This is a genomic window from Rhodococcus sp. OK519 (assembly GCF_003051005.1).
Classification (GTDB): Bacteria; Actinomycetota; Actinomycetes; order Mycobacteriales; family Mycobacteriaceae; genus Prescottella.
On record NZ_QAOW01000004.1, the window covers coordinates 270,347 to 282,531 of the forward strand.

Sequence of the window (12,185 nt, forward strand, 5' to 3'; positions counted from 1 at the left end):
CCAGTCACTTGTTGTCGCCGTCGATTGCGTCGAGCAGTGCGGTGAGGGCCGCGACTGCGTCGATGCGAGCGGTAAGGAATCCGTCGGGGCGCCCGGCACCCTCGACATCGGCGAAGATCTTCTCGGGACCGGCGAGCAGCACCTGCTCGATGCCGGCCTCGCGGAGGGCCGTAACAGCCGCTGCGCCCTGCTCGGCGTAGCGCTTGTCGGTGCCACACAGCACCGCGATGCGGGCTCCGGACTCCTTGGCGGCCGGCGCGATGCTGCCGTCGGTGGCGTCGAGCGGACCCGGATTGAGGGCCTCGATGCCACCGGAGGCGAGCAGGTTGGCCGCGAACGTGGAACGACCGTTGTGCTCGGAGACGGGACCCAGCGGCGCCAGGAACACCTGGGGGCGTTCGCCGTTCGCTGCGAGGAAAGCATCCGAACGGTCACGCAGCGTCTCGAACGCGGCGGCGTAGCGTGCCACCGTGGCACCGGTCTCGATCGCCTCGGTCGGCAGCGGTGCCTCAGCGAGGTTCGGGAACTCGTTGACGCCGGTGACCGCGGTCTTGCGGTGCGCGATGTCGGAGTCGCGGGCGGCCTTCGTCGCCCCGATGCGATCGCCGATCACGCCGGATCCGAGTGCCGCCGAGTAACCGCCGACCGTCTCGATCTGCTGGAAGAACTCCCACACCTTGGCTGCGATCGAATCGGTGAGGTCCTCGACGTACCAGGAACCGGCACTCGGATCGAGCACGCGGCCCAGGTGCGACTCCTCGAGCAGCAGCAGCTGGGTGTTGCGGGCGATACGCGCCGAGAACGACTTCGAGACGCCGGCAGCACCTGCGGGCAGCGCGACGTCGAACGGCAGCACCGTAACCGAGTCGGCGCCGCCGACACCGGCGCCGAAGGCGGCGAGCGTGGTGCGGAGCATGTTCACCCACGGATCGCGCTGCGCCATCATCGCGGCGGACGTCACCGCATGCTGCACGGCGCCGCCGAACTCGGAGGCACCGCACACCTGCGCGACGCGGGCCCACACCTGACGACCGGCGCGGAACTTCGCGATGGTCTGGAACTGGTCGTCGGTTGCGGCCAGACGGAACTCGAGCTGTCCCAGTGCCGCCGAGATCGGTAGACCGGCGTTGGTGAGCGCCCGGAGATACTCGACACCGGCAGCGATCGCCGCACCGAGCTCCTCGGCGTCACTCGCACCGGCATTGTGGAAGACGGTGCCGTCCACGGTGAGCGCACGAACGGTCTCGGCGCGGGCCGCAGCGACCTCCGCGAGCGCGACCGCGTCGGCCAGCTCGACTCCGGCTGCGCCGGAGAACCCGTCGGTCAGCGGCGCGGCGCCGAGGCCGACGCGCACGTCGGCCCGATCGGCGACACCGTCACCGGCAGCGGCGCGCGCATCGAGGAGCGCGAACAACTTCTGCGCCGCGGCGGCGGTCTCGGAGCCGGCATCGAGAGTCAGCGGCGCCAAGTCGAGGAGCACGCCCGCGAGGGCTGCGTCGAGGGCATCTGTCGGCAGGTTCTCACCACCGAGGGAGAGCCACAGCGCGCTCACCCCGTTCTCGAGCGAATCGAGGATCGTGCGGTTGACCTCGGCGGCGTCGGCGACACCCCGGCCGAACTGCGCGTTGACGAGCCAGCCGGAGTTGACGTCGCGGTTGCCGTCGGCGCCGCGCACGAACGGGAACTCGCCGGGCAGCGGGGCCTCGGGAAGCTCGTCACGTCCGGTGTACAGCGGCGAGACGGTCACACCGTCGTACGTGGTGGTATCGAGAAGCTTCTGCGGCTCCGGGCCCAGCTCGGCGGCGTCTACTCGACGCGACTTGGCAAGCACGCCGGCGACGGCCTGCTGCCATTCCGAGTAGGCGCGCGCGGCGTCCTCGGCTTGTGAAGCTGGTGACACGGGGCGGCTCCCTCTCACTCTCGTGCATGATCGCTCGTGGCGAGCGGTCTTCCAATCGGGCAAACAATCGGGCAAACAAATGGGACGATTCCAGTCCCCTCGACCTGTGATGCTAACCGCATCCGTCCGGCCGCCGACGCCAGGCCACCCGCGGTTCGTTAGCCTCCATTCATGAGCGTTGCGAACGTGCTGGAAGAAGGTCTGTCGATCACTCCTCAGCGACTGTTCCGAATGAGTCCGCCGCAGCGCATCGACGGCGTCAACCGCCTCACCATGGACATCGACGGTCTCGATACACGCCGCGTCTCCCCCACCGCCACGCTGGGCATTCTCGTAGACGACATCCTCGGATTCACGTTGTGGGACCGCCGCGGCGAACGGGCCGGCGTCGTCACGGCCGACCTGTCAGTGGACTTCGTCACACCGACCGGATGGTTCGGCCCGGACGTCTGCGCCGACGGACGCGCCGTGGCGATCACGGAGGACGGCGGCATCGCCGCGACCGAACTCCGCGACAGCGCCGGCACCCTGCTTGCGACCGCGACTGCGTGGGGCAACTTCGTCGACGGCGGTGCCGATCGCAGCACGACGGTCGTGCGGCCACTCGCCGCCGCGGCGGCGATCCCGGCGGCGTCCGTCTCCCCGCTCGAGCGCATCGGCGGACGATTCGAGGCCGAGGGCACCCGTCTCGTCGTGCCCGCGAATCCGGCACTGGCCAACAAGCTCGGGGTGATGCACGGTGGCATCCAGGCTTGCGCGATCGACCTGGTCGGCAATGCCGCGGTCGCCACCGCCGAGGCGCCGATGCACACGTCGTCACTGCGGATCAACTACTTCCGGCCCGCGCCCGTCGACTCCGAGGTCGTCTTCACCGCCGAGGTACTCAGGGCAGGCCGGTCGGTCGCGGTGTCACGCGTCACGAGCACAGCCGCGGACGGGCGCGTATGCGCTGTCGCGACCGTCACGTGCCGACGCCTCAGCCGGTAGGGGCGGCGGCCGCTCCGTCGCAGGTAGCCTGAACGATTGTGATTGCGAGACTGAGGGATCCCCGAGTGCTCGGTGCCCTCGTCGGACTGGCACTGCTGTTCGTCGCGGCGGCATTGGTGCCGCATCCGTCGATCGAACAGATCCGGTCGTGGGCCGATTCCGTCGGACCGCTGTTTCCCCTCGTCTTCCTGTTGGTTCACGTCGTCGTGACGATCGCGCCCGTCCCACGGACGCTGTTCACCGTCAGCGCCGGCGTGCTGTTCGGGACCGCAACCGGAATCGCGGTGACGATGGTGGCCACGACGATCAGCGCCGTGCTCGCCCTGCTGATCGTGCGGGCGATCGGCCGCGACGCCGTCGCGTCACATCTGACCCATCCCGCCGTCCGTTCGGTGGACGCCCGCCTCGAGCGGCGCGGCTGGCTGGCCGTGGGATCCATGCGGTTGATCGCGATGATTCCGTTCTCGGTAGTGAACTACTGCTGTGGCGTCTCGTCCGTCCGCGTCGTGCCCTACACGGTCGCGACCGTGGCCGGGATCCTGCCCGGCACGGTCGGGGTCGTCCTCCTCGCCGACGCGCTGACCGGTGAGACCGATCCCAGACTGCTGGTCGTGTCGGGGATCTGCATTGCCGTGGGCATGCTGGGACTGTTCGTCGATGCGCGGGCACCCATCGCGCCCAGCACGGCCGGAGGTCAAGCTCAGGACCTGGATTCATCGAAGTAAGGCCCAGAGGCTTGATCTTTCACTATCAAGCTCATAGCCTTGCTCCATGTTCGTTCTGACCGTGGACCAGCGGGGCAGTCGACGAGACATCGACCGCGTCGGACCGCTCCTCGAAGACCTCGCGCGCCATCCCCTGCTGCGCCCATTCGAGCGCACGGCCGGAGACGAGGTCCAGGCCGTCGCCGCCGACGCCGATACCGTCGTGGATCTGGTGCTCGAACTCGTGCGCCGCGAACACTGGAGCATCGGCGTCGGGGTGGGAACGGTCGAAGAACCACTCCCTGCGCAGACCCGTGCCGGCCGCGGCCCCGCATTCGAAGCGGCCCGCGACGCGGTGGAGCGCGCCAAGAAGACTCCGGCCGGGGTCGCTGTCGAGGGCGCGGACCCGCAGGCCGCGGCCGACGCCGACGCCGCCCTCACCCTGCTGGCACTCCTGGTGTCGCGCCGGACACCGCAGGGCCACGCCGCCGTCGCACTTGCGCGGGGCGGACTCACCCAGGCCGAGTCGGCAACCGAACTCGGCATCAGCAAGCAGGCCGTGTCGCAGCGCCTCATCGCCGCCGGCTGGCACGCCGAGGTCGCGGGACGACAGTTGGCCGCACGACTCCTCGGGAGGGCAGACCGATGACCGCACTCAGCCTCACACTCGTAGGAATCGCTGCCCTCGTCGGCGCGCTGGCGGGCCGGCTGCGCGCGGTGTCAGGCCCCGCGGGTGTCGTCACCCGACTGGCACCCGTCGCCGCTGTACTGGCCCTCGCCGGCGCGGCACTCGCGGCGAGCGCCGCGCCCCCGGTCCACGGATTCGCCCTCGCCGCGACGTACGTACTGACCGTCGCGGCCGCCGCGACCGGTGGCGCGCCGATGGTGCTGGCCGCCTTCCGCTTCGCCCGCCGCCAGCCGGACGCCGGACCCGAGCCCGACGACGGACCGCTGCGCGGCGGCCGCGTCATCGGACTCCTCGAGCGGACGGCCGTCGCGGTGTCGATCCTCGCCGGGTGGCCGGAGGGCATCGCGATCGTCCTCGCCGTCAAGGGCCTCGCCCGCTACCCCGAGCTTCGGGAGCCCCACGCATCGGAGCAGTTCATCATCGGAACCTTCACGAGCGTGCTGTGGGCAATCGCCGTCGCGGGTGTCGGTCGGGCGCTCGTGACGTAGAAATACACCCGTTGACTCGAACATAAGTTCGAACTACCCTTCGGGAATGAACCCGAAGCGCATCATCGACACCCCCGCATCACTGGGGCCGCACCCCAGCGACCTGCGACGATTATCCAAGTTCGAACGACTACAAGCGATAATCGCCATCTCCTACGAGATCGAGCGCCTCAGAGCTTTCCACGCCGCCGCGCTGGCCGAGATCAACAGACGCGGAATCCCGTTCGACGCTCTCCCAACTCACGCTGGTCGGCATCCCCTCGCGGCGCAGAAGCTCCCCATCAAGTGCGCGCTGCGCGAGGAACCAGAGATCGCTGACGCCCCTGAAAGCCCTGGGAACACCGTGCCCCACCGGTCGACATCGGCACACGCCTGAACTCTGCGTCACAGCTCTGGCGGACGCCTCTCGATCAGCTCCTTCGCATCGCGCAGCCCCAGCCCCGGATGCATCTCGCGCAGCAGCTTGATCGCCGAGATCCGCTCGAATGTAGACCCGATCGCAGCCCGCACGTCCTCCGTCGGAACATCCTCCGGCGCAACCCGAACCGTCTCAATCCGCGATTCGCTCCGATTCCGCCACGCCCGCACCGTCGACACGACGGAGGCGGGCAAGGCGAACGCAAACACGCCGAGCCACGCCCAATCCCACGCCGACGGTCCCGACGTCATCCGGTCCACTGTGGACGGTACGCCCAGCACGAGCCAAGCCAGGATCAGAGTGCTGCCCCAGACCCGTTCGTTCTTCAGCCAGCACAGCACCCCTACGCTTGCCCCGGCGGCAACTCCTCCTGCTGCTGTTCACCGCCGCCGAGCAGATGCTCGGTGCCCAGACCCGTGTCGACGGGTGTCCGCGCGACCGCTTCCGCGGCGCGGACGGCCCGTTCGACTGCCGGGTCGGTCTTCGTCTCGAACCAGCCCGCAACCTCTTCGGAGTCGTCCTCGGGACGCGGGAGGTCCTGACCCTCGGTCCGACTGGGCTCGTAACGGAAGACTCCGTCCTCGCCCGGGGCGCCGAGGGTCTTGGCGAAGCCCTTGAGGGCGTCACCGAAATCGCTGGGCACCAGCCACACCTTGTTGGCATCACCCTGTGCCATTTGCGGCAGCGTCTGCAGGTACTGGTACGCGAGCATCTCGGGAGTCGGTCGACCGGCCTTGATGGCGGCAAACACCTTCTCGATGGACTTGGCTTCGCCCTGCGCCTGCAAGTACTTCGCGGCCCGCTCACCCTGCGCCCGCAGGATCCGGGACTGACGCTCGCCCTCGGCCCCGAGGATCGAGGCCTGCTTGGCGCCCTCCGCAGCGAGGATCTGGCTCTGCTTGGCACCCTCGGCGGTCTTGATGGACGACTCGCGATGACCTTCTGCGGTGAGGATCATCGCCCGCTTCTCACGGTCCGCCTTCATCTGCTTCTCCATCGACTCCTGGATGGAAGGCGGCGGATCGATGCTCTTGAGTTCGACGCGAGCGACGCGCAGTCCCCAGCGGCCGGTGGCGTCGTCGAGCACGCCGCGCAACTGACCGTTGATCGAGTCGCGCGAGGTCAGGGTCTCCTCCAGCGTCATGCCGCCGACGACGTTACGGAGCGTGGTGATGGTCAACTGTTCGACGGCGGCGATGTAGTTGCTGATCTCGTAGACCGCAGCCTGCGGGTTGGTGACCTGAAAGTAGACGACCGTGTCGATCGAGAGCGTCAGGTTGTCCTGCGTGATGACCGGTTGCGGTGCGAACGACACCACCCGCTCACGCAGATCCACCTTCGCCCGGATCCGGTCGACGAACGGGATCAGGAAAGTCAACTGCCCCGACACCGTCTTGGTGTAGCGGCCGAGCCGCTCGATCACCGCCGCCTCGGCTTGCGGAACCAGTGCCACCGACTTGGCGACCAGGATCACCACCAGCACGACGATCACGGCCAGAACTATGAGAGCTGCCATCTTCCTAGGGTCCCCTCCAGACAACGGCTGTCGCGCCGTCGATCTCCATTACTGTCACCGTGGTGCCCGGCAGATAAACCTCCGTGACGTCGAGCGGCCGAGCTGTCCACACGTCACCGTCGAGCTTGACCTGTCCGGCGTTCGCCCCCACCTCTTGGAGCACCAACGCCTGCTTGCCGCTCAGCGCCGCAATATTGGTCGGCACCGCGGGCGGAACCCCGAAGCGCCGCAACATTGCAGGCCGTATCCCGACCACCAGCGCGAGGGACACCACCCCGAACACGACGGCATCGATCCACACCGGGAAGTCGGTTACCGCCGTGATGGCAGCGGTTGCCAGCGCGCCCCCCGCGAGCATGAGGAGGAAGAACCCTCCGGTCACGGCCTCGGCGGCCGCCAGCAACGCACCCGCCACCAGCCAAATCAAAGCTGCCACACCACCATCTAACCAGAACTTCCGCTCCGGGCGCGGGGCTCGCCGACCCGCCTGGGGACGTACCGGAGGCTCACTCCACGGTCACGAAATCGACGAGTCGCTCCACCGCGCCGATCAGCGGTGCCTCGAGGTCGCGGAAGCTCGAGACCGCACCGTAGACGCGTCGCCACCCGTCCTGCGGTGTGCCCCAGCCGAGCGCGTCGCACACACCCGTCTTCCAGTCCTGCCCCCGCGGAACCCTCGGCCACGCGTCGATGCCGACAGCGCCGGGCCGCACCGCCTCCCACACGTCGATGTACGGATGGCCCGTCACCATCACGTGCGGTCCGAGCCCCTGCGTCAGCCGTTCCTCCTTCGAGCCGGTGACGAGGTGGTCGACCAGGACTCCGACCTTCCGGCCCGGCTCCGGACGGAACTCCGCCAGCCGGTCTGCCAGATTGTCGAGTCCCTCGAGATGTTCGACGACGACCCCTTCGACCCGCAGGTCGTGACCCCACACCCGTTCGACCAGGGCGGCATCATGGATGCCCTCCACCCAGATCCGGCTCGGCAGCGCAGTGCGTGCCCGCAGCCCCTCGACCTTCGTCGAACCGGACGCCGATCGCTGCGCAGTCGGCTTCGACTGCTGCGGCGCAGGGCGGACGAGGGTCACCGGCCGGCCGTCGACCAGGAACGCGGCCTCGCGCATCGCGAACAGGCGGGTGCGGCGGGCAGCATCCTCGAGGCGCACGAAATCGCCGTCGTACGTGCGCTCGATCCCGACGACGGCGCCGCAGAATCCGGTGGCGGCATCCTCCACTACGAGGTCGCGCTCGGCGGCCATCTCGGGGGTCTTGGGCTTCCGGGTCCGGGAGTGGCCGGCGAAGATGTCGCCGTACGCGTTGCTCGAGTTCACGGCACCCAACGCTAGGCGAGGCGGTGCTGTGCGCAGACACCGCCACGCCGTCCTATGCTCGTTAACCGTGAGTTCTCCCAGCGCGACACTGACCCTGTGGGCCGCTTCCTGGCTCGCCGGGGACAGCGCACCCGACGATGTGATCGACGCCCTGCAGCAGTGGGCGCCGATGCACCTCGTCGGGGCCGTCGACGCCGCCACGGCCCTGTCGACGGATCTCGCGTGGCCGGGGGTGCAGGACGGCGCCGCACCGATCCTGCTGCGGCTCGTCCGACGGTGCACCGACACGTCCGGTGCGCTGCGCCTGGTCCTGCCGGCGGCCGGTGACGTGCGGGGCCTTCCCGCCGGCACCGATTTCGCGCGGGCCGCACTCGACGCCGGCGAGGGTGTGATCGTCGGCGAACCCGGGGAGCCCGGTATCGGACTCGTGCCCGTGGTCGAGGGGCCCGACGTGCTGCGCTGGAGCGTCCATTCGATCGCGAACGTGCCCCCGCTTGTCGAGCACACCGGTCTCGGCGAGGCCGAGTACGCGATGCGCGAGGCGATCCGCGACGCCGCGCAGGCGCTCCTGCAGTTGTCCTCGGTGCAGACCGGTCACGCCGACGGCGATCCCCGCCGCCGCATCGCCGAGGCACTCGACGACCGGGCGCACCACCGCTACCCCGATTCGCTCCCGACACGGGCCCTGCGGATTCTCGACTCGGCCGATCAGGTGGCGACGATTCTCGAGGTCGCCGAACATGATTCGCCGACGGAGGCGCCGTCCGCCTCCAGCGCCGCCGCCCGCGAGGAACTGCTGCGCCCGCTGTGGTCCGCCGTCCGGACGGCGCGGATGGCCGCGGTCTCCGCCTCCGCGAGGGCCGCGCACCGCGCCTGACGACGGCGTCAGCGGTGATTCATCACGATGTGCCGATCGATGCGCACGTGCTCGTCCAACGTCGGATAGAGCAGTTCGGTGTCGCAGCCGTAGTCGTGTCGACGCAACCATGCGTACACGTCGCCCCACAGCCAGATCCCGCCCGAAACGGTATTGAACGGCATCGGGAACGGCGTGCCGCGCTGCCGGACACCACGCACCCACTGCCCCACTGCCTGCCGCGTCACCCCGGCGCGGTCCGCGACGTCCTGACGCGTGACGAGGTCCGGATGAGTGCGTTCGGGCCGCACGCCGTGCGCGACGAGTTGGTCGACCAGACTCATTCCCGCAGTCGCGCAGCGCATTCCCTCGGCGATCACCGTCAGCAGCTGCAGACCACCCTGGTCGCGGACACGGATGTCGAACTCGTCCGCGATCGCCGCCTCCCGTGACGCCGTCAGCAGCGGCACGATGAAGGTGAACTCGAAGCGGTGATAGAGGCTGTCCTGCACCCGATCAACATAGTCCGCCGGGTGGTTTCCATCCGGAAACAGGCCGCGAGGAACGCGTCAGCGCGCGCCCGGACGCCGCGCGGGCGCGCAGCAGTCCACCGCGCAGGGAAGCCCGTCGACGGTCGCCCCCAGCAGCGGTTCCCTGCCGAGTCGGGCGGGGCCGGCGCCGTCGCGGCGTTCCTCGACGAGACTCCGAATCATCTGTGCGAAACGCGGATCCGTTCCGGGCGTCGCGACGCGCACGAACCCGATGCCCAGTTCGGCCGCCTTGTCCCGGGCCTCCGTGTCGAGGTCCCACACCACCTCGAGGTGATCGGAGACGAACCCGACGGGGCACACGATCACGGCGGGGGCACCCGCGGCCGCAACGGTGTCGAGGTGATCGCAGATGTCGGGCTCGAGCCACGGGACCTGCGGCGGACCGGACCGCGACTGCCACACCAGGTCGAAGTCGTCGACGCCGGCGGCCTCCGCGCACAGGCGTGAGGCGTCGGCCACCTGACGGCTGTACAGATTTCCGCCCGCGGCGGGAGGCCCGGCCTTGGCGTCGGCCGCGAGCGGCACCGAGTGCGCCGTGAACACGAGCCGCGCCCGATCGCGGACTTCCTCCGGAAGCTGCTCGCGCGCAGCCCGAATCGCGTCCGCGAAGGCCGCGATCATCAGTGGGTGGTCGTAGTACTGACGCAGCTTCGACAGCGTCGGAGCGTCCTCCCCTGCGGCGGCTCGGGCCCGCGAGATGTCCTCGTCGTACTGACGGCACCCGGAGTACCCACCCCACGCCGACGTGGGGAACACCAGCGCGTTGCGGACACCGTCGTCGCGCATGCGTGCGACGGTGTCCTCCACCATGGGATGCCAGTTGCGATTGCCGAAGTACACGGGCAGATCGATTCCCGCGCCGCGCAGTTCGGCCTCGACACGCTCGATGATGTCGCGGTTGAGGGCGTTGATCGGCGACACCCCACCAAAGTGCATGTAGTGCTCGGCGACGGCGTCGAGGCGCTCGGGCGGGACACCCCGGCCCCGGGTCACGTTCCCGAGGAACGGCCGGACATCCTCCGGCTTCTCGGGCCCCCCGAAGGAGAGCACGAGTAGTGCATCGAACTCGGTGTCCCGCTGACCGCTCATGCCTTCATTCTCGCCCAATGTCGAAACAACGACGAAACCGCCGCCCTCGACGGGTCAGCCGACCACCGCGTGGAAGCCGCCGTCGACATAGATGATCGACGCCGTCGTGCCGGGCAGCCAGTCCGAGAGCACCGTGCACACACTCTTCGCGACGGGCGTCGGGTCGTCGACGTCCCAGCCGATCGGCGCTGCCGTGTCCCACGCGGTGTTGAGCTTGTTCAGTTCCGCACCGGGGCCGGTGGCGTCGCCGGCGATCGCCTTCGCCGCGAGGGTCTTGACAGGGCCGGCGGCAACGAGATTGGAGCGGATGCCGCGAACACCGACCTCCTTGGCGACGTACCGGTTCACCGCCTCGAGCGTGGCCTTGGACACTCCCATCCAGTTGTAGAACGGCATCGCGCGGGACGGATCGAAGTCCATACCGACGATCGACGCGTTGTCGTTGAGCACCGGCAGCAGCGCCTTCGCCAGAGACGCGTACGAGTACGCGGAGATCTCCATCGCATTCGAGATGTCCGACCACGGCGCGTCCAGGAACGGTGCACCGAGACCCGAGCGCGGCGAGAACGCGATGGAGTGCACGACGCCGTCGATGCCCTCGGGCGCCAGCTCGCGGACCCGGTCGGCGAGCGTCGCGAGATGCTCGTCGTCCTGCACGTTCAGCTCGACGGCCGGCGGCACCGGCTGCGGAAGGCGCTGCGCGATCCGGTCGATCAGCCGCAGCCGATCGAAGCCGGTGATGATGACCTTCGCGCCCTGCTCCTGCGCCACCTTCGCGACGTGGAACGCGATGGAGGCGTCGGTGATGATGCCGGTGACGAGAATGGTCTTGCCCGCGAGCAGTCCGCCCATGTTGCTTCTCCTGTTGATGAAAGTCTGTGGGTGCGTGGTGTTCCGGGAAGGCCTAGTGGCCCATGCCCATGCCGCCGTCGACCGGGATCACGGCACCGGAGACATACGCGGAATCCTCGGACGCGAGGAAACTGACCACCGCGGCGACGTCCTCGGCCTTGCCCAGGCGCTGCAGCGGAATGAACTTCTTGGCGGTCTCGCGCAGGTCGTCCGACAGCTCGGCGGTCATGTCGGTCTCGATGAAGCCCGGCGCCACGACATTCGCGGTGATCGACCGCGAGCCGAGTTCACGGGTGATGGAGCGCGCCATCCCGATGACGCCGGCCTTGGACGCCGCGTAGTTGATCTGGCCCGCCTGACCGGCCATGCCGACGACCGAACCCAGGAAGATCATCCGACCCCAGCGCGCGCGCAGCATGGCCCGGTTTGCCCGCTTGGCGCATCGGAAGGCGCCCGTGAGGTTGGAGTCGATGACGCGCGAGAACTGCTCCTCGTCCATGCGCATGAGCAGGGTGTCGTCGGTGATTCCGGCGTTGGCGACCAGTACCTCGACCGGGCCCTGATGCTCCTCGACCTCCTTGAAGGCGCGGTCGATCGACTCCGCATCGGTGACGTCGCACTTGACCCCGAACAGACCCTCCGGCACACCCGAGCCACGGTGCGTGACCGCCACCTTGTGTCCGTCGTTCAGGAGGCGCTGCGCGACGGCCAGGCCGATGCCGCGGTTGCCTCCGGTCACGAGCACGGAACGGGACGGGCTGCTGGTGTTGGACATGCGATCAACCTATCTGTTCGCTTGCGGGTT

15 protein-coding genes are annotated in these 12,185 nt (G+C 69.0%); 6 read left to right on the plus strand and 9 right to left on the minus strand.

All coding sequences use genetic code 11. The features are described from left to right. Nucleotides 1-4: 4 nt before the first annotated feature. Nucleotides 5-1,900, minus strand: a complete 1,896-nt coding sequence (gene mutA, locus C8K36_RS13595; protein ID WP_107985019.1) for a methylmalonyl-CoA mutase small subunit — start codon at nt 1,898-1,900, stop codon at nt 5-7. 171 nt (nt 1,901-2,071) lie between these two features. Here mutA and C8K36_RS13600 point away from each other — a divergent pair, with 171 nt between their 5' ends. From C8K36_RS13600 to C8K36_RS24555, 5 genes are all read left to right on the plus strand, one after another. After that, nucleotides 2,072-2,887: a PaaI family thioesterase gene (locus C8K36_RS13600; protein ID WP_107985020.1), complete on the plus strand. Its 816-nt coding sequence runs from the start codon at nt 2,072-2,074 to the stop codon at nt 2,885-2,887. Nucleotides 2,888-2,952: 65 nt separating this feature from the next. After that, complete coding sequence (locus C8K36_RS13605; protein WP_107985021.1) at nt 2,953-3,612, plus strand: TVP38/TMEM64 family protein; 660 nt, start codon at nt 2,953-2,955, stop codon at nt 3,610-3,612. Nucleotides 3,613-3,658: 46 nt separating this feature from the next. After that, on the plus strand, nt 3,659-4,240 hold the full coding sequence (locus tag C8K36_RS13610; protein WP_107985022.1) for a hypothetical protein: 582 nt from the start codon (nt 3,659-3,661) through the stop codon (nt 4,238-4,240). Then, nucleotides 4,237-4,767, plus strand: a complete 531-nt coding sequence (locus tag C8K36_RS13615) for a hypothetical protein (RefSeq protein WP_107985023.1) — start codon at nt 4,237-4,239, stop codon at nt 4,765-4,767. Before C8K36_RS13610 ends, C8K36_RS13615 begins: the two co-directional genes overlap by 4 nt. A 46-nt stretch (nt 4,768-4,813) precedes the next feature. Further along, nucleotides 4,814-5,143: a hypothetical protein gene (locus C8K36_RS24555; protein WP_146176495.1), complete on the plus strand. Its 330-nt coding sequence runs from the start codon at nt 4,814-4,816 to the stop codon at nt 5,141-5,143. Nucleotides 5,144-5,151: 8 nt separating this feature from the next. On the opposite strand, the gene C8K36_RS13625 is transcribed toward C8K36_RS24555, so the two are convergent. The 4 genes from C8K36_RS13625 to C8K36_RS13640 form a co-directional block, all read right to left on the minus strand. Continuing rightward, nucleotides 5,152-5,436, minus strand: a complete 285-nt coding sequence (locus tag C8K36_RS13625) for a hypothetical protein (protein WP_146176496.1) — start codon at nt 5,434-5,436, stop codon at nt 5,152-5,154. Between the two features lie 92 nt (nt 5,437-5,528). Further along, nucleotides 5,529-6,701, minus strand: coding sequence for an SPFH domain-containing protein (locus C8K36_RS13630; RefSeq protein WP_107985026.1), 1,173 nt, complete (start codon nt 6,699-6,701; stop codon nt 5,529-5,531). 4 nt (nt 6,702-6,705) lie between these two features. Further along, complete coding sequence (locus C8K36_RS13635) at nt 6,706-7,137, minus strand: NfeD family protein (RefSeq protein ID WP_107985027.1); 432 nt, start codon at nt 7,135-7,137, stop codon at nt 6,706-6,708. Between the two features lie 70 nt (nt 7,138-7,207). Continuing rightward, nucleotides 7,208-7,960 carry a DUF3097 domain-containing protein gene (locus C8K36_RS13640; protein WP_420910890.1) on the minus strand — a complete coding sequence of 251 codons (753 nt, stop codon included), beginning with the start codon at nt 7,958-7,960 and terminating at the stop codon, nt 7,208-7,210. Between the two features lie 139 nt (nt 7,961-8,099). On the opposite strand from C8K36_RS13640, the gene C8K36_RS13645 reads away from it, so the two are divergent. Continuing rightward, nucleotides 8,100-8,909: a hypothetical protein gene (locus C8K36_RS13645; protein WP_107985029.1), complete on the plus strand. Its 810-nt coding sequence runs from the start codon at nt 8,100-8,102 to the stop codon at nt 8,907-8,909. 8 nt (nt 8,910-8,917) lie between these two features. Here the strand turns inward: C8K36_RS13645 and C8K36_RS13650 are convergent, their stop codons facing one another. The 4 genes from C8K36_RS13650 to fabG1 are packed head-to-tail and all read right to left on the minus strand — an operon-like array spanning nt 8,918 to nt 12,155. Continuing rightward, the gene (locus C8K36_RS13650; protein WP_258195403.1) at nt 8,918-9,400 is read right to left on the minus strand and encodes a helix-turn-helix domain-containing protein; all 483 of its coding nucleotides are present in this window, start codon (nt 9,398-9,400) and stop codon (nt 8,918-8,920) included. Nucleotides 9,401-9,457: 57 nt separating this feature from the next. Further along, a complete protein-coding gene (locus C8K36_RS13655; RefSeq protein ID WP_107985031.1) occupies nt 9,458-10,528 on the minus strand; it encodes a ferrochelatase in 1,071 nt (356 codons plus the stop codon). A gap of 54 nt (nt 10,529-10,582) precedes the next feature. Next, nucleotides 10,583-11,380: an NADH-dependent enoyl-ACP reductase InhA gene (gene inhA, locus C8K36_RS13660; protein ID WP_107985032.1), complete on the minus strand. Its 798-nt coding sequence runs from the start codon at nt 11,378-11,380 to the stop codon at nt 10,583-10,585. Between the two features lie 52 nt (nt 11,381-11,432). After that, nucleotides 11,433-12,155, minus strand: coding sequence for a 3-oxoacyl-ACP reductase FabG1 (gene fabG1 / locus C8K36_RS13665; protein ID WP_107985033.1), 723 nt, complete (start codon nt 12,153-12,155; stop codon nt 11,433-11,435). Nucleotides 12,156-12,185: the final 30 nt, after the last annotated feature.